The 16,356-nt window shown below is 63.5% G+C and carries 14 protein-coding genes; 5 read left to right on the top strand and 9 right to left on the bottom strand.

What is annotated here, in order from left to right; all coding sequences use genetic code 11:
- Window positions 1–9 precede the first annotated feature (9 nt).
- The 5 genes from DBR47_RS04620 (at window position 10) to DBR47_RS04605 (ending at window position 8,298) form a co-directional block, all read left to right on the top strand.
- Entirely contained in the window at window positions 10–1,563 is a 1,554-nt protein-coding gene (locus DBR47_RS04620; protein ID WP_124447400.1) for a sigma-54 dependent transcriptional regulator, read from the top strand.
- Between the two features lie 1,079 nt (window positions 1,564–2,642).
- Window positions 2,643–5,537: a ribonucleoside-diphosphate reductase subunit alpha gene (locus DBR47_RS04615; RefSeq protein WP_124447398.1), complete on the top strand. Its 2,895-nt coding sequence runs from the start codon at window positions 2,643–2,645 to the stop codon at window positions 5,535–5,537.
- Between the two features lie 232 nt (window positions 5,538–5,769).
- Window positions 5,770–5,913 (top strand): hypothetical protein, encoded by a 144-nt coding sequence (locus tag DBR47_RS24535; RefSeq protein ID WP_156089035.1) that lies wholly within the window; start codon window positions 5,770–5,772, stop codon window positions 5,911–5,913.
- Window positions 5,914–6,020: 107 nt separating this feature from the next.
- Complete coding sequence (locus DBR47_RS04610) at window positions 6,021–7,226, top strand: ribonucleotide-diphosphate reductase subunit beta (RefSeq protein WP_124447396.1); 1,206 nt, start codon at window positions 6,021–6,023, stop codon at window positions 7,224–7,226.
- A gap of 400 nt (window positions 7,227–7,626) precedes the next feature.
- On the top strand, window positions 7,627–8,298 hold the full coding sequence (locus DBR47_RS04605; protein WP_124447394.1) for a histone H1: 672 nt from the start codon (window positions 7,627–7,629) through the stop codon (window positions 8,296–8,298).
- A gap of 141 nt (window positions 8,299–8,439) precedes the next feature.
- Here the strand turns inward: DBR47_RS04605 and DBR47_RS04600 are convergent, their stop codons facing one another.
- The 9 genes from DBR47_RS04600 to aroE all read right to left on the bottom strand — a co-directional run bounded on the left by DBR47_RS04600 (window position 8,440) and on the right by aroE (window position 16,338).
- Window positions 8,440–9,879 (bottom strand): zinc-ribbon and DUF3426 domain-containing protein, encoded by a 1,440-nt coding sequence (locus tag DBR47_RS04600; RefSeq protein ID WP_124447724.1) that lies wholly within the window; start codon window positions 9,877–9,879, stop codon window positions 8,440–8,442.
- A 70-nt stretch (window positions 9,880–9,949) separates the two neighbouring features.
- Window positions 9,950–10,843: a 50S ribosomal protein L11 methyltransferase gene (prmA, locus tag DBR47_RS04595; RefSeq protein ID WP_124447722.1), complete on the bottom strand. Its 894-nt coding sequence runs from the start codon at window positions 10,841–10,843 to the stop codon at window positions 9,950–9,952.
- A 50-nt stretch (window positions 10,844–10,893) separates the two neighbouring features.
- Window positions 10,894–12,243, bottom strand: a complete 1,350-nt coding sequence (gene accC, locus DBR47_RS04590) for an acetyl-CoA carboxylase biotin carboxylase subunit (RefSeq protein WP_124447392.1) — start codon at window positions 12,241–12,243, stop codon at window positions 10,894–10,896.
- Window positions 12,244–12,252: 9 nt separating this feature from the next.
- Window positions 12,253–12,723 carry an acetyl-CoA carboxylase biotin carboxyl carrier protein gene (gene accB / locus DBR47_RS04585; RefSeq protein ID WP_124447390.1) on the bottom strand — a complete coding sequence of 157 codons (471 nt, stop codon included), beginning with the start codon at window positions 12,721–12,723 and terminating at the stop codon, window positions 12,253–12,255.
- 141 nt (window positions 12,724–12,864) lie between these two features.
- Window positions 12,865–13,308 carry a type II 3-dehydroquinate dehydratase gene (gene aroQ / locus DBR47_RS04580; RefSeq protein WP_124447388.1) on the bottom strand — a complete coding sequence of 148 codons (444 nt, stop codon included), beginning with the start codon at window positions 13,306–13,308 and terminating at the stop codon, window positions 12,865–12,867.
- Window positions 13,309–13,463: 155 nt separating this feature from the next.
- A complete protein-coding gene (locus DBR47_RS04575; protein WP_124447386.1) occupies window positions 13,464–14,039 on the bottom strand; it encodes a TlpA disulfide reductase family protein in 576 nt (191 codons plus the stop codon).
- A 15-nt stretch (window positions 14,040–14,054) separates the two neighbouring features.
- Window positions 14,055–14,675 carry a hypothetical protein gene (locus DBR47_RS04570; protein ID WP_124447384.1) on the bottom strand — a complete coding sequence of 207 codons (621 nt, stop codon included), beginning with the start codon at window positions 14,673–14,675 and terminating at the stop codon, window positions 14,055–14,057.
- Entirely contained in the window at window positions 14,672–15,466 is a 795-nt protein-coding gene (locus DBR47_RS04565) for a transglycosylase domain-containing protein (RefSeq protein ID WP_124447382.1), read from the bottom strand. The genes DBR47_RS04570 and DBR47_RS04565 overlap by 4 nt, the downstream gene beginning before the upstream one ends.
- On the bottom strand, window positions 15,463–16,338 hold the full coding sequence (aroE, locus tag DBR47_RS04560) for a shikimate dehydrogenase (RefSeq protein WP_124447380.1): 876 nt from the start codon (window positions 16,336–16,338) through the stop codon (window positions 15,463–15,465). Before aroE ends, DBR47_RS04565 begins: the two co-directional genes overlap by 4 nt.
- Window positions 16,339–16,356 lie beyond the last annotated feature (18 nt).

The following is a 16,356-nucleotide window of genomic DNA, read 5'->3' as shown; positions in this document are numbered from 1 at the left end:
CGCTAGCGCATGAGCACAACAAGCCCCTTCAGCCTTCTGGTGGTGGACGATGAACCCGATCTGCGCACCTTGTACGAGCTGACGCTGCTGCGCGAAGGCTATGAGCTGGAGACCGCAGGCACGGTGGAAGAGGCCTTGCGGCAATTGAAGCAACGTGAGTTCAGTGCCGTCATCACCGATATGCGCCTGCCCGACGGCAGCGGCTTGGATATCTTGCAGTGGCTGGAGAGCCAGGCGCGCAAGGAGAAGACCCTGGTGATCACGGCCTATGGCTCGGCCGAGAACGCGGTCGAGGCCTTGAAGGCCGGCGCCTATGACTATCTGACCAAGCCGGTGGATCTGCGTCAGTTCCGCCTGGTGGTGGCCTCGGCCCTGGGCCGGGTGCCGGCCGTGGCGGCCACCGTGGTGCCGGCCAATCTACCCTCGGAGGCGCAGGGCGCTCAGCCCGGTGCGCAGGTCAGCCCACCGCCGGCGCCGCCGGCCAGCAAGCCGCTGCCAGCCGTCCCGGCCGCTGCCCCGGCGCTCAAGCAGCCTGTGACGGCCTTGTCCCGCCTGGCCGGCTGCTCTGCCGCGATTCAGGAGGTGCGCCAGCTGATCGAAAAGGTGGGCCGCAGCATGGCGCCCGTGCTCTTGCAAGGCGAGTCCGGCACCGGCAAGGAGTTGGTGGCGCGCGCCATTCACGACAGCGGCTCGCGTCTGCGCCAGCGCTTTGTGGCGGTGAACTGCGGCGCCATTCCCGAGGCCTTGTTGGAGGCTGAGTTCTTTGGCTACCGCAAGGGCGCTTTCACCGGCGCCAACGAAGACCGCGAGGGTTTCTTCCAGGCAGCGGATGGCGGCACGCTGTTTCTGGACGAGATCGGCGATCTGCCCCTGGCCATGCAGAGCAAGCTCTTGCGCTCCATCCAGGAGCGCTCGGTGCGGCCGGTGGGGGCGGTGGTGGAGGCGCCGGTCAATGTGCGCATACTCAGTGCCACGCACAAGGATTTGAGCGCCGAGGTGACGGCCGGCCGCTTCCGGCAAGACTTGTTCTACCGCCTCAACGTCATCCAGCTGCGCGTGCCGCCGCTGCGCGAGCGTATCGAGGATGTGGCCCTGATCAGCGACAAGGTGCTCGAGCGCATTGCGGCCGATGCCGGTGTCTCGCCCGTGCCGCGCCTGACGGCCAGCGCACTGAGCCTGCTGCAGCGCTATGCCTTCCCCGGCAATGTGCGCGAGCTGGAGAACTTGCTGCATCGCGCACTGGCGCTGGCGGGCGGGGAGTGGATCGATGCGGGCGATCTGGGCCTGCCTGAGGCCATGCTGGATGACTCCCAACTCGGCGCCCTGGATGAGCTGGCCGAGCCGGGCTCGTCCCTGAAGCATGAGCTGCCGGCCCGAGGGGAGGGGCTGTTGCCCAGCGACCTGGCGGCCTATTTGGATGAGGTGGAGCGTGACATCTTGCTGCGCGCCCTCGATCTGCACCGCTTCAATCGCACGGCCGCGGGCGCCAGCCTGGGTTTGTCGCTGCGCCAGATCCGCTACCGCATGGCCCGGCTGGGCATCACCGACGCCGAGGGGGCTTGAAGCTGCTTGCTGCCGAATCCGGCATGGATCGCCTAGCGGCTAGAATCCTCGGGTATTCCCTGGGTCCCGCGAGTTTTTTGCTTCAACGCAAAGACGGGTGCGAAAGGCCTTTCGACGAAGTCGTCGACGCTGGGATTTACCCCTCTTGCGCGAGGGTTCTTGGCCGGCCCGACCCGTTCTGAATTGTTTGCAGCGGCTGGCTTGCCAGCGCTTTGCTTGACGAGTCGACTGGACCCCAAGTCTTGCAACACCGGCTTCGCAGCGCCAGTATTGGCGCGGCTTTGCGAGGCATTCCGGCCGCAAAACCAAGCGCCATGCGGGCTTGTTTGCGCGGGCCCCCACGCCATCGGGGCTTACGCGCCACAGGGCCTTGTCTGGGCGGCTTTCTTGCCCGCCAAAAGGTGGCGCCGAAAGCGGTTTTGGAGGCGCTTTCCAGGCCCTTGCTAGCGCGGCAAGTCAGCAACGTCAAGCGGTATTGATACGCTAGCTGTAGTGCTTGAAGGGGGTGGAGCCCCCAGATATAGTGCGCCGCATGGTATGCTTCACACCTGACTTCAGCACTCGGAAACGCGCAGTTTTGCGTGCGTTCCGGGCGGCCAAGTTGCAGGATTTTCTCCCGGCTTCGGCGGGCATCAAGAGGGGCTTCGCAGCCCCTCTTTGCACGCCCGGGGGAGGGTCGAGCAAGGAAGTCCAGGGTCTTGCCCAATCTGTCTATTTCATCCCGCTGAGTGAGTGCGTCGTCGCACCTGCTTGGGTGAGCCGCCAGTCGGCTTCAGCTTGCGGGATGCGGTGGCCGGATTCGGCCAAGTTCGGCCCATGTGGCCAGATGGGACAAGCTGTGATCTCGCCATGCGTTTGTGCAAAAAAGGTCAGATTGCAGCCCCGCGCCGTTCAGAGCAGGACGACGGCGAAGGCGTGGAATGGAGCTTCGGATGCCCCTCCGACTCAGCAAAAAGAAACAACAAGTCAACAACATCAATTCTCAAAAATCCAAGCGTCGCAACGCAGCCGAGTCGGCCAGCCCGCGGCGCTCTTTGATTTCTGACACCCCCGAGACCAGCCAGGAAAGGTTTTTAGCAATGCAAACTCAAGTCGATCAAGCCGTGCCCGAAGGCGCAAGCCAGCAAGGCCCCGTGAGCGCGAGTCAAGGCGCATCGTCGGCCTTTCTGGCGTATCACATCCTGCGCCGCAATGGCGCGGTGGTCTCCTTCGAGCCCAGCAAGATCGCCGTGGCTTTGATGAAAGCCTTTCTGGCCGTGCATGGCACGACCGGTGCGGCCTCGGCCAGCGTGCGCGAGACGGTGGACGGCCTGACCGAAGCCGTGGTGCGCGCCCTGGTGCGCTCGCGCCCGAGCGGCGGAACCTTCCATATTGAAGATGTGCAAGACCAGGTGGAGCTGGGTCTGATGCGCGGTGGCCATCACGAAGTGGCGCGTGCCTATGTGCTGTACCGCGAGCGCCGCAATCAAGAGCGTGCCCGCCAGGTGGAGCAGGTCACGCCCGTGGCCTCGGCCGCCCTGACGGTAATTGATGGCGGCCAGCGCGTGCCCCTGGATCTGGCCCATCTGCAAAGCCTGATCGTGTCGGCCTGCGCCAATCTGGGCGCCGATGTGAAGCCTGAGCCCATCCTGGCCGAGACCAAGCGCAATCTGTATGACGGCGTGCCCATCGACGAGGTCTACAAGGCCTCCATCCTGGCCGCCCGTACCCTGATCGAAAAAGACCCGGGCTATAGCCGCGCCACCGCCCGCCTGCTGCTGCACACCATCCGCCGTGAAGTGGTCGGTGGTGAGATCAGCCAAGAGCAGATGCAAGAGCGCTATGCCGAGTACTTCCCCAAGTACATCAAGAAGGGTGTGGCCGCCGAGTTGCTGGATGAGAAGCTGGCTCAGTACGACCTGGCCCGCCTGGGCGCGGCGCTGAAGGCCGAGCGCGATCTGCAGTTCGACTACCTGGGCCTGCAGACCCTGTACGACCGCTACTTCCAGCACATCGACGACCAGCGCATTGAGATGCCGCAGGCCTTCTTCATGCGCGTGGCCATGGGCCTGGCGCTGAACGAAGTCGACCGCGAAACCCGCGCCATCGAGTTCTACGAAGTGCTGTCCAGCTTTGACTTCATGTCCAGCACCCCGACGCTGTTCAACTCCGGCACCCGTCGCTCGCAGTTGTCCAGCTGCTATCTGACCACCGTGGCCGACGATCTGGACGGCATCTACGAGGCGCTGAAAGAAAACGCCTTGCTGTCCAAGTTTGCCGGCGGCCTGGGCAATGACTGGACGCCTGTGCGCGCCCTGGGCTCGCACATCAAGGGCACGAATGGCAAGAGCCAGGGCGTGGTCCCCTTCCTGAAGGTGGTGAACGACACCGCCGTGGCGGTGAACCAAGGCGGCAAGCGCAAGGGCGCCGTCTGCGCCTATCTGGAATCTTGGCACCTGGACATCGAAGAGTTCCTGGAACTGCGCAAGAACACCGGCGATGACCGCCGCCGCACCCACGACATGAACACCGCGAACTGGATCCCCGATCTGTTCATGCGCCGTGTCATGGACGGTGGTGACTGGACCCTGTTCAGCCCCTCCAACACGCCCGATCTGCACGATCTGTTTGGTGCCGCCTTCGAGAAGGCTTACGTTGAGTATGAGGCCAAGGCCGACCGTGGCGAGATCAAGCTGTTCAAGCGCATGCCCGCCAAGGACCTGTGGCGCAAGATGCTCTCGATGCTGTTCGAGACCGGCCACCCCTGGATCACCTTCAAAGACGCTTGCAATGTGCGTTCGCCCCAGCAGCATGTGGGCGTGGTGCACTCCAGCAATCTCTGTACCGAGATCACGCTGAACACCAACGACAGTGAGATCGCCGTCTGCAATCTGGGTTCGGTCAATCTGGTCCAGCACTTGAAGGACGGTGGCGTTGACCACGAGAAGCTGAAGAAGACGATCTCGACCGCCATGCGCATGCTGGACAACGTGATCGACATCAACTACTACGCCGTCAAGAAGGCGCGTGACTCCAATCTGCGCCATCGCCCGGTGGGTCTGGGCCTGATGGGCTTCCAGGACTCGCTGTATGCGCTGCGCACGCCTTACGCCTCGCAAGCCGCCGTGGAGTTCGCCGACCGTTCGATGGAAGCGATCTGCTACTACGCCTACCAGGCTTCGACCGAGCTGGCTGCTGAGCGTGGCCGCTATTCCTCCTACAAGGGTTCGCTGTGGGATCAGGGCATCTTGCCCATCGACTCCCTGGACCTGCTGGCCAAGGCGCGCGGCGGTTATGTGGAAGTGGATCGCAGCACGACGCTGGACTGGGACGCACTGCGCGCCAAGATCCAAGCGCACGGCATGCGCAATAGCAATTGCGTGGCCATCGCGCCGACCGCCACCATCTCCAACATCATCGGCGTGGACGCCTCGATCGAGCCTTGCTTCGGCAACCTCTCGGTCAAGTCCAATCTGTCGGGCGAGTTCACCATCATCAATGAGTCGCTGGTGCGTGACCTGAAGAAGCTGGGCCTGTGGGACGACGTGATGGTCATGGACCTCAAGCACTTCGACGGTTCGCTGCGTCGCATCGACCGCGTGCCCGAAGAGTTGAAGGCGCTGTACGCCACCGCCTTCGAGGTCGAGACGCATTGGCTGGTGGAAGCTGCCGCACGTCGCCAGAAGTGGATCGACCAAGCACAGTCGCTCAATATCTATATGGCGGGTGCCTCGGGCAAGAAGCTGGACGAGACCTACAAGCTGGCTTGGCTGCGCGGTCTGAAGACGACTTACTACCTGCGCACCATGAGCGCCTCCTCGGCCGAGAAGAGCACGGTGACCAAGTCGGGTCAGCTGAACTCGGTGTCCTCGGGCGCTGCGCCCAGCATGGTGTCGGCACCCGCCGCGCCTGCCGCGCCGGTCGAAGAAGCACTGCCTGCGACCGACATGAAGTTCTGCTCGATTGACAACCCCGACTGCGAGGCGTGTCAGTAAGCGGGCAATGCCTCGCCGGGGTTGCGACGACGTCACAACCCCGACTGCGAGGCGTGTCAGTAAGACGGCGATGCTTCGCCAAAGGTTGCGACGAAGTCACAAGCTGCGGTGAAGCATCAGTCGACGAGCGCACACATCGCGCGAGCTTGGCGTGAACTGGGCGGCTTGCGGAGCGAGCCTCCTTTTGCAAACTCTTGGCGCGACGAGTGCGAGTGAATTGAAAGTTTGGGGTTTGGCCGAGATCCCCGTGTTCATCGGGCCAAACTCGAATCGAGGTCTGCGCAATGCCTGCATCGCAGACCTCTTGAACCACACCCTCGGTGGGTTGCGTGAAGAACAGCAGGCGCTCAGAACCGCGATGAACAGCGGTGATTGAGCGACTTGGACGATGCGAGCGAGCAACGCAGATCGCATCTCCATGTCAAGAAGTCCTTGGTGTTTGAACGCAACACTCTGATAATTCGATCCGATAGGAAGGCCACTATGTTGGTTTGGGAAGAAGACCTGAAGCACGCTGAAAAAGCACATGCAAATACCGCGACCGGCAATGCTGCGAACGCGGGTGCAGACGTCACCAAAAATGAAGCGAGCAGCGTTCAGGCACAAGCTGCCGGCGGCTCGTCGGCAGCGCCGAGCGCTGCAGCAACGCAGCCCGTGCTGAGCGCCACAACGCATCGCATCAAGGCCGCCGACAAGCGCATCATCAACGGCCAGACCGACGTCAATCAGCTGGTCCCCTTCAAGTACAAATGGGCGTGGGAGAAGTACCTCGCCACTTGCGCCAACCATTGGATGCCGCAAGAAGTGAATATGTCGCGCGACATCGCCTTGTGGAAGGACCCTAACGGTCTGTCCGAAGACGAGCGCCGCATCATCAAGCGCAACCTCGGCTTCTTCGTGACGGCCGATTCGCTGGCCGCCAACAACATCGTGCTGGGCACTTACCGCCACATCACGGCGCCCGAGTGCCGCCAGTTCCTGCTGCGCCAGGCTTTTGAGGAAGCCATCCACACCCACGCTTACCAGTACATCGTGGAGTCCTTGGGTCTGGATGAGTCTGAGATCTTCAACGCCTACAACGAAGTCAAATCCATCCGTGACAAGGACGAGTTCCTGATCCCCTTCATCGGCGCGATCATGGACCCCAACTTCCACACCGGCACCTTGGAAACCGACCAGACTCTGTTGAAGAGTCTGATCGTGTTTGCCTGCCTGATGGAAGGTCTGTTCTTCTACGTGGGCTTCACCCAGATCCTGGCCATGGGTCGCCAGAACAAGATGACCGGTGCTGCCGAGCAGTACCAGTACATCCTGCGCGACGAGTCCATGCACTGCAACTTCGGCATCGACCTGATCAACCAGATCAAGCTCGAGAACCCGCAGCTGTGGACGCCCGAGTTCAAGGCCGAGATCAAGGCCTTGTTCATGAAGGCCGTGGAACTGGAATACGCCTACGCCGAAGACACCATGCCGCGTGGCGTGTTGGGTCTGAATGCGTCGATGTTCAAGGGCTATCTGCGTTACATCGCCAACCGGCGCGCGACCCAGATCGGATTGGATGAACTCTTCCCCAACGAAGAGAACCCCTTCCCTTGGATGAGCGAAATGATTGACCTGAAGAAGGAACGCAACTTTTTTGAAACCCGCGTCATCGAATACCAATCCGGTGGCGCATTGAGCTGGGACTGACTGTGGACAGGAGACAAGCCCTGCGGCTTGTCTCCTGCCTCAGTCAGGCCAAGGCGCTTGCAAGCGCATTGGCTGAGCCCGGACGAGAGACAAGCCCTGCGGCTTGTCTCTCGCCTGGCTTAGGCCAAAGGGCCTGCAAGCCCTTTGGCTGAACTAGGACACAAAGCCTGAATTCGCTTTGCGTTCCCATTCAGTTCCCACTCAAGCAGACGAATAAGTAACTGATTTGTCGAGCGCAGTGACCCCTGTCCCACAGGACTCGGGCGCGGCGTTTGAAAACCGAATTCTCCGTACTGGGGCGCTCCTCCTGGGCGACATCTGGGCGGTGAATAGCTGTGTGAGGCTTGAGCTAGCGTCGACCGCACACAGTGCTTTTTCCACTTGATCAAGGAGAACTGAAATGGCAACTGCAAAGAAGGCACCGGCTAAGAAGGCCGCCGCTCCCGCAAAGAAGGCTGCTGCACCAGCAAAGAAGGTCGCTGCTGCTCCCGTGAAGAAGGCCGCTGCGCCTGCTAAGAAGGCTGCTGCTCCCGCCAAGAAGGCCGCTGCACCTGCAAAGAAGGCTGCTGCTCCTGCTAAGAAGGCCGCTGCACCTGCGAAGAAGGCTGCCGCTCCTGCTAAGAAGGCCGCTGCACCCGCGAAGAAGGCTGCTGCTCCTGCGAAGAAGGCCGCTGCACCTGCGAAGAAGGCTGCTGCTCCTGCCAAGAAGGCTGCTGCGCCCGCGAAGAAGGCTGCTGCTCCTGCTAAGAAGGCCGCTGCACCCGCGAAGAAGGCTGCTGCTCCTGCCAAGAAGGCCGCTGCACCCGCGAAGAAGGCTGCTGCTCCTGCCAAGAAGGCTGCTGCACCCGTCAAGCCTCCCGTGAAGAAGGCCGCTGCGCCTGTCAAGCCGCCGGTCAAGAAGGCTGCTGCTGCGCCTGCCAAGAAGGATGCCGCGCCCGTCAAGCCTCCGGTGAAGAAGGCAGCTCCCGCTGCCAAGAAGCCGGCTGCCAAGCCCGCTGCTGCCGCGCCCGCTGCCAAGACGGCACTGAGCCCGCAAGCTGCATGGCCCTTCCCCACGGGCAACAAGCCCTGAGCGATTTGTCGCTCTGCGACGGCGGAGAGGGGTACAGAAACGGTCCCTCTCTGATGTCAGCGAAACCCGGCTCCGGCCGGGTTTTTTTTCGTCTGTCGATCGAGAGTCGGAAGGCCTGGGCGGGCCGTCTGGCCTTGGCTGTCAGGGAAAGAAGATTTCGACGCTGTAGCCGCTGACGCGCTGCTCGCCGGTGGAGAGCAGAATTTGCAAGGGCAACTCGCTGCCCGCAGCCATGGACTCATGCTTGCTGGGCGCGGCCGTGCTGGCTGTGGCGCTGGCAGCCGAGGCTGCACTGGCTGCGGCCACCGCGGCGGCCAGGCCTGCTGCCGAGGCGGCGGGAGCCGGCGGGTTGAGTCTGAACTCGGCGGGCGAGAGCATGCGGCGGCCCACCAGGGCGCCGGAGGAGTCGGTCAGACTCAGCTCCACCCAAGGCGTGGCCAGCTCATAGCTGCTCTTGTTGCGTAGGCTGATGGCCAGCTGATAGTGGTTGCCGTTGCTGCCCGGGCTGAGCTGGCTCAGGGCCGTGCTTTCCACCGCCATATGCTCGATGCGTTGCCAGGGTTTGATCTGGCAGCCGGTCAGCTGGCAATAGGCTTGCAAAGCCGGCCGACTGGCGGGCACAACCGTGGCGATGGCATCGTGGAAATGCTGCAAAAGCTGCACACCCAGGCCGGCGATCAAGACGCCACAGGCAAAGCCTGCCGCCAGGCGAACCGGCTTGCGTTGCCAGGCGCCGCCGCGGGCCGGCTTGCGCAAAAACTCGGGCAGGCCGGCTTCTTCTGTGCCGGCCGGGGCCGGTGCTTGTTCGGCGGGGGCTGTCTTGCTGCGCGATGTGGCTGCAGCTGCGGCCTTGGGCTGCTTCTTGCCCGCGTCACTGTCCTTGGTCTTGCTGCCGGCCTTGTCCTTGTTCGCCAGGCCGCTGCTCAGGCTTTTGGACAGCACCACATCGGGCTTGTCGTCCTCCAGCGGCGGGTCGATCAAGATGGCCGCAGGTTCTGCTGCACGCAGGCGAGCCTGAGCGTCACTCTGCGCGGGCGGCGGTGCGGGCTCCTGATCATCGCCCTCAAACCATTGCGGCTCCAGGCGTGAGTTGGTGAAGCCGGGTTCGGCCGCCGGGCGATGCGTGGGGGCCGGGCCGGGGCGTTCTTGTTCGAGTGCGTCGGCTTCGGCTTCGGCGTCGGCCCAAGCGCTTTGCTGGGCCTGCGCCTTGGCCGTGATCAGGTCCAGGTCCTCCGGCGCCGGCAGCACATCAGCTTCCTCTTCTTCCTCATGCCAGGGCGCGTGGTTCGGCGGCGCAGGGGTGTGGAAGGCGGTGCTGGCTGGTGGGTGATGCGGCGGGCTGGGCTCGAAGGCTGCGTGATGTGCTGGTGGCACGTCCTGACGGGTAGCAGGGGCGGCAGCGGGCGCAGCGTCGGCAGGCCAAGGAGGAGGGGCTTCGCGGTCGATGTCGAAAAGCTGTTCGCCGGCGTCAAACACCTCGGCGCAACGGCCGCAACGAACAAATCCTTCGGAGACGCGAAGCTGATCCTGCACCACCCGAAAGATGGTGCCGCAAGCGGTACAACGGGTGGCGAGACTCATGGCCGAATCATGCCATGAGATCTCGCGGCTGCTGAGCGATGCAGGTCTTCAAATGCCTAAACTCGGCCTCTCAGATGCGCTGTGCGCTCATCAAGATCCAGCCTTCTTCGCTGTCGCTGACTTCCAGCTTCAGCCAAGGGGCATAGGCCTCTTTGAGCTCCTCGGCCTGGCGCTCCAGAATGCCCGCCAGAATCAGGTGGGCACCGGGGGCCAGGTGGGCGCAGAGCAGGGGGGCCAGCAGCTTGAGCGGCGTGGCCAAGATATTGGCCATCACCAGCGGGTACTCGCCTTGGGCTGCATCAGGCAGGGCGGCACGCAGCGTGACCTGATTGGCTTCGGCGTTAGCCTTACTGGCGATGATGGCGGCCGGGTCGATGTCCACCGCATCGATATTCTTGGCGCCGTGCAGGGCCGCACCGATGGCCAGAATGCCCGAGCCGCAGCCGTAGTCCAGCACCCGCTGCCAGCTGGGGGCCAGGTCTTGATGGCGGGCGATCCAGCGCAAGCACATGCGGGTCGTGGGGTGAGTGCCCGTGCCAAAGGCCAGGCCTGGGTCCAGACGCATGATCTGCTTGGCCTGAGGCGGCGCCTCATGCCAGGAGGGCACGATCCAGAACTCGGGCGTGATCTCGACCGGCTGGAACTGCGACTGCGTCAGCCGCACCCAGTCCTGCTCGGCCACGGCCTGAATGGCTTGCACATGCACGTCCTCGGCCCAATCCTGGGCCAGGATCAGCGTCGCGCATTCGGTCGCTTCGGCCTCGTTCGGAAACAAGGCTTTGACGACAGAGCGCTGCCAGCCGCCGCGCGGTGCGGGCATGCCGGGCTCGCCGAACAGCGCTTTCTCGGCATCGGTATCGGCGTCGGCGTCTTCCACCGACACGGCCAAGGCATCGAGCTCCATCAGTGCATCGCTGACGGTCTCCACATCATCCTCACCGCAGATCAGCAGCAACTCGTGCAAGGTGGCCGCATTCGGCTCCTCGTCCTGGGCATCGCTTTTGACGGCCTCGCTCATCGCTTGTGCTGGCTCATCCAGCCCTCGAGGTAATGGATATTGGTGCCGCCTTCGACAAACTTGGCATCCACCATCAGTTCGCGGTGCAGCGGGATGTTGGTCAAAATGCCTTCAACCACGGTCTCCGACAAGGCGATGCGCATGCGGGCCAGGGCCTGCTCGCGGGTGTCGCCGTGCACGATGATCTTGCCGACCATGGAGTCGTAGTGCGGGGGCACAAAGTAGTTGGTGTAGACATGCGAGTCCACCCGCACGCCCGGGCCACCCGGTGCGTGCCACATGGTGATGCGGCCCGGCGAGGGCGTGAACTTGAAGGGGTCCTCGGCATTGATGCGGCACTCGATCGCATGACCACGCATGGTGATATTGCGCTGAGTGAAGGGCAGCTTTTCGCCAGCAGCCACGCGGATCTGCATCTGCACGATGTCGATGCCGGTGACCATCTCCGTCACCGGATGCTCCACCTGCACGCGGGTGTTCATCTCGATGAAGTAGAACTCGCCGTTTTCGTACAGGAACTCAAAAGTGCCTGCGCCGCGATAGCCCATCTTGCGGCAGGCAGCCGAGCAGCGGTCACCGATTTTCTCGATGATGCGGCGCGGGATGCCGGGTGCCGGTGCTTCTTCCAGAATCTTCTGGTGGCGGCGCTGCATGGAGCAGTCGCGCTCGCCCAGCCAGACGGCGTTCTTGTGCTCGTCGGCCAGCACCTGGATCTCGATATGGCGTGGGTTCTCGAGGAACTTCTCCATATAGACCTCGGGGTTGCCGAAGGCCGCACCGGCTTCCGCCTTGGTCGTCTGCACCGCATTGACCAGGGCCGCCTCGGTGTGGACCACGCGCATGCCGCGACCACCGCCGCCGCCGGCGGCCTTGATGATGACGGGATAGCCGATGGAGCGGGCAATCTTGACGATCTCGCGCGGGTCATCGGGCAGGGCGCCTTCCGAGCCGGGCACGCAAGGCACACCGGCGCGGATCATGGCCTGCTTGGCCGAGACCTTGTCGCCCATCATGCGGATGGACTCGGGCGTGGGGCCGATGAAGGTGAAGCCACTGCGCTCCACGCGCTCGGCGAAGTCGGCGTTCTCGCTCAGGAAGCCGTAGCCGGGGTGAATCGCTTCGGCGTCGGTGACCTCGGCCGTGGCGATGATGGCGGGCATCGAGAGATAGCTTTGCGCCGAAGCGGCCGGGCCAATGCAGACGGCCTCATCGGCCAGCTTCACATACTTGGCTTCACGGTCGGCTTCGGAATACACCACCACCGACTTGATGCCCAGTTCTCGGCAGGCGCGCTGAATTCGCAGGGCAATCTCCCCACGATTCGCAATCAGAATTTTTTTGAACATCGCGAGACCTTATTCGATGACGAACAAAGGCTGGCCAAACTCAACCGGCTGACCGTTTTCGCACAAGATCTTGGTGATGGTGCCCGAGAAGTCGGCGTCGATCTCGTTCATGATCTTCATCGCCTCGATGATGCAGATGGCTTCGCCTTCCTTGATCTGCTGACCGATCTCGGCGAAAGGCTTGGCGTTCGGGCCAGAGGCGCGGTAGAAGGTTCCGACCATGGGCGAAGTCACGATGTGACCGGTCTCGGCCGCTGGAGCTGCCGGGGCGGCGGCCACCGGCGCGGCAGGAGCTGCGGCAGCCACCGGCGCCGCGGCGGGCGCAGCGGCAGCGGCAGGCACTTGCATCATCATGGGCACGGCGACGGCGCCATCGGACTTGACGATGCGCACCTTGCCATCAGCCTCGGTGATTTCAAGTTCAGAAATATTCGACTCGGACACGAGGTCGATCAGGGTCTTGAGCTTGCGCAGATCCATAAGGTTTCTCCAGCGAGATGTTGTTTATTGTGTTTTAGGGGATTCAGATCCCGCAGGCACAGCAGCGCCGCGTCGGGATGCAAATTCGCCGCGAACTAGCGCTCGCGACGAACTTGATACTGGTGCGTGATGACAGGAAGCTCAGCCCAGCTTGCTGAGTGCAAACGCCAAGGCTGCTCGGTAGCCTTGGGCGCCCAGGCCGCAGATCACACCTTCGGCCAGATCTGAGAAATAGCTGTGATGCCGGAAGGCCTCGCGTTTATGAACATTGGACAGATGAACTTCAACAAAAGGCAGGGCAACCGCGGCCAGGGCGTCCCGCATGGCCACACTGGTGTGGGTATAGGCCGCGGGGTTGATGATGATGAACTGGCAACCGTCCGTGCGAGCGGCTTGGATGCGGTCGACCAACTCTCCTTCGTGATTGCTCTGGAAGGATTTTAGCTCAGCCCCTGCATTGGCGGCGATCTCGGCCAGATCAGCATTGATCTGCGGCAAAGTCAGCGCACCATAGATCTCCGGCTCGCGGGTGCCGAGCAGGTTGAGGTTGGGGCCGTGAATGACAAGAATCTGTTTCTGCGACATCGTCGAATCGTGTTGCCGACCTTAGAGTGGCGCCACTAGAAGCGAAGAAGGCCGGACTTTACGCGTTTTGAAGCCCGTTCACGCGGCTTCCTCGTAAATAATTTTCTTGACCGCCGCCCGGCTTTGCGCCAGCCAAGGCCCGGCGGTGCGGCCGATCAGACCAGTTTGCCCTGGCCGAGTTGGCGCAGTTCTTCCAGGCTGGTGGCGCCCAATTTTCGCCACATTACGCGGCCGTTCGCTGCAAAAGCGACCGAAAACGGCAGACCGCCCTGGCTATTGCCCAGGCTGCGGGTCAGCTCGGTGCCCACCATGCCGGCCAGGCCTTGGGGGAAATCCAGCGGCAGTTTTTGCAGAAAATCCCGCACCGGCGTCGGTGCGTCTACCGCCAAACCCAGCACCTGCCAGCCCTCGACTTGGAACTCGCGGTGGAACTGGGCCAGCTCCGGCAGCTCTTTCACGCAAGGCGGGCACCAGGTGGCCCAGAAGTTCACCAGCAGTGGTTTGCCACGGAAATCGGCCGTGGCCAAATCCTTGGCGCCTGTGGCCGCATCGGGTGTGGGGCGATCAAAGCGGGCGGCCCAGAAGCTTTGCTCGGCCGGGCTCAGAGCTGGGTTCTCGGCCTGATGGCGGCGCCAGGCCAGGCCCAAGCCGGCGGCACCGGCGGCGATGCCGGCCGCGGCGAGCAGCAGTTTGCGGCGGCCGCCGGTGTTCGATTCGATCTCGGTGCTCATGTCTTGGCGCTCTGTTCAGGGGGAGTCTTGCTTTTCTTCATCCAGCAGTTTTTGCAGAGCATTCAGATCGCCCCGCTCGCTGCGTCCGCGGGAGTCCAGCTTGAGCGCGCCGCGCAAATCGTCGAAATCGAGAATGCTCAGGTGGACGGTGACCAGCTCCTGCAAGGCCGGGCAGGGCGCGGCGATGGAGAGCACGTCGACGTCCTGGCCGCGCGGGCCGCTGACCGCGCCCACCTCGTAATCCACATTCATATTGATCAGCGCAATCTCGGCCGACTTGCTGTCATCGCAGAACAGCTGCAGATGAATATTGTTCAGCCGCGTCGCCGTGCCGCGCCAGACCGCGCCGCACAGATGCGGCCGGAACTCGGCCAGCCTTGCCATCCAGCGGGCCGCCAGCTCGCGCAGGGCGCGCAGCTCGGCGGGCTGGGTATCGGCGCAGAACAGGGCCAGATAGTCCCGCACCTCGTCCTCTAACTCTTCATTGCTGGGCAAGGCGGCGCGGGAGTTGCGGGTCAGGCCGAGTTGTTTGAGGGCGCGCTGCTTGGCCGGGCCGTATTCCAGGCCTTCCTCCACCACGAGGCGGGCGGCGGTGGCGGCGATTTCGGTGCTGATGGAAGAGTGTTCCGGGATCATGGGAGTTCAACAGCGGGCATGCGGGCTTCGATGGTAGCCGCGCGGGACAGGACATAGCCCGAGCCTGGGCGCTTCTCGAAGCGCTTGGGCGCGGGCAGCATCACCGCCAGCCTTGCCGCCTGGTTGCTGGAGAGCCGGCTGGCATCCACCCGGAAGTAATGCCGCGCGGCCGCCTGGGCACCGAAAACGCCCTCGCCCCATTCCACATGGTTGAGGTAAATCTCCAGGATGCGGTCCTTGCCCAGCAGGGCTTCCAGCATGAAGGTGATCAAGAACTCCTGACCCTTGCGCAGCAGGCTGCGTTCGCCGCTCAGAAACAAGTTCTTGGCCAGCTGCTGGGTGATGGTGGAGCCGCCGACGATTTTGGCGGGCTTGGGCGGCGGCAGCTCTTTGGCCGTGGCGGGTCGCTTGGCGGCTATCTTTTGCATCTGCTCGGCACGTTTGTCGGCCTGTTTTTGCGCGATCGCCTGGGCCTTTTGGTTTTTCTCCCAGGCTTTTTCCAGCGCGTCCCAGTCCACCCCGCTGTGCTCGACGAAGGCGGCGTCCTCGCTGGCGATCACCGCGCGCTTGATTTGGCGCGAAAGGCCATCGCCGTCCACCCACTCCTGGCTCCAGGCGATCTCGTGCTTTTCTACCGCCAGCCGCCAGATTTCCGAACGCTCAAAACTGGTGGACTGTGGCGCCACGAGATTCATCAGCGCGATGCGGCCCGCGAAATAGAGCTGCAAGGCCAGCAGGCTCAAGAGCAGCAGGGCGGCCAGGCGGAGCAGGGAGCGGCCGAGCGACTTCATGGTTTGGCGTCTGAAACCTGTTGCCGCAGCTGGCGCAGTACGGCGGCGGAGTCCGGCTTGGCGCCGCGCCAGAGCTCAAAAGCCTCGGCCGCTTGCTCAACCAACATGCCCAGGCCATCACGCGGCTCGGCGCCTTGGGCGCGGGCCCAGTCCAAAAAGGGCGCGGCGGCCGGGCCATACATCATGTCCAGGGCCAGGGCGCCGGGTTTCAAGACCTCGGGCGCGACCGGCACGCCTGCACCGGCCAGGCTGGCACTGGTGGCGTTGATCAAGACGTCAAAGCCCCGGCCGCAGTCCTGCAAAGCGTGGGCGCTCAGGCGCACGCCATGCTCGGCGGCCCAGTTTGCGTGCTGATCGACCAAGGCCTGGGCCTTGTCGACGCTGCGGTTGGCGATGCAAATCTCAGTGGGCCGCTGGGCGATCAGGCTGCCCAGCACGCCGGCCGAGGCGCCGCCCGCGCCCAGCAGCAGCAGGCGCTGGCCGACCAGGGGGCGCTGGGCATTGATCTCGATATCGCGCACCAGGCCGGCGCCGTCGGTGTTGTCGCCCAGCCAGCCGCCCTCGCTTTCCGCATCAAAGCGCAAGGTGTTGACCGCGCCGGCCAGCTGCGCCCGTTGGGTGAGCTTTGCTGCCAGGGCGTGGGCCTCAAATTTGAAAGGCACGGTGATATTGCAGCCGCGCCCGCCGGCCGCCGCAAAAGCTTGAACGGTGGGGGCAAAAGCGTCCAGCGGGCAAAGCAGGCGCTCGTAGCTCATGGCCTGATTCATGCCGCACTGGCGAGCAAACTCGGCGTGGATGGCGGGCGAGCGGCTGTGCGCCACCGGGTTGCCGGCCACGGCGTAGCGCGCAAGTTGCCTAACTGGAGCGGTCATCGGTACTGCCTGTTCTTG

It is taken from the genome of Paucibacter sp. KBW04, from assembly GCF_003852425.1.
Taxonomy (GTDB): domain Bacteria; phylum Pseudomonadota; class Gammaproteobacteria; order Burkholderiales; family Burkholderiaceae_C; genus Paucibacter_A.
The sequence above is the reverse complement of the archived record's forward strand: the minus strand, read 5'-3'. Positions and strand labels throughout refer to the sequence as shown.

Coding starts and splice junctions, on each gene's coding strand:
- DBR47_RS04620 (WP_124447400.1), top strand. CDS start 10: ATGAGCACAACAAGCCCCTTCAGCCTTCTGGTGGTGGACGATGAACCC.
- DBR47_RS04615 (WP_124447398.1), top strand. CDS start 2,643: ATGCAAACTCAAGTCGATCAAGCCGTGCCCGAAGGCGCAAGCCAGCAA.
- DBR47_RS04610 (WP_124447396.1), top strand. CDS start 6,021: ATGTTGGTTTGGGAAGAAGACCTGAAGCACGCTGAAAAAGCACATGCA.
- DBR47_RS04605 (WP_124447394.1), top strand. CDS start 7,627: ATGGCAACTGCAAAGAAGGCACCGGCTAAGAAGGCCGCCGCTCCCGCA.
- DBR47_RS04600 (WP_124447724.1), bottom strand. CDS start 9,879: ATGAGTCTCGCCACCCGTTGTACCGCTTGCGGCACCATCTTTCGGGTG.
- accC (WP_124447392.1), bottom strand. CDS start 12,243: ATGTTCAAAAAAATTCTGATTGCGAATCGTGGGGAGATTGCCCTGCGA.
- accB (WP_124447390.1), bottom strand. CDS start 12,723: ATGGATCTGCGCAAGCTCAAGACCCTGATCGACCTCGTGTCCGAGTCG.
- aroQ (WP_124447388.1), bottom strand. CDS start 13,308: ATGTCGCAGAAACAGATTCTTGTCATTCACGGCCCCAACCTCAACCTG.
- DBR47_RS04575 (WP_124447386.1), bottom strand. CDS start 14,039: ATGAGCACCGAGATCGAATCGAACACCGGCGGCCGCCGCAAACTGCTG.
- DBR47_RS04570 (WP_124447384.1), bottom strand. CDS start 14,675: ATGATCCCGGAACACTCTTCCATCAGCACCGAAATCGCCGCCACCGCC.
- DBR47_RS04565 (WP_124447382.1), bottom strand. CDS start 15,466: ATGAAGTCGCTCGGCCGCTCCCTGCTCCGCCTGGCCGCCCTGCTGCTC.
- aroE (WP_124447380.1), bottom strand. CDS start 16,338: ATGACCGCTCCAGTTAGGCAACTTGCGCGCTACGCCGTGGCCGGCAAC.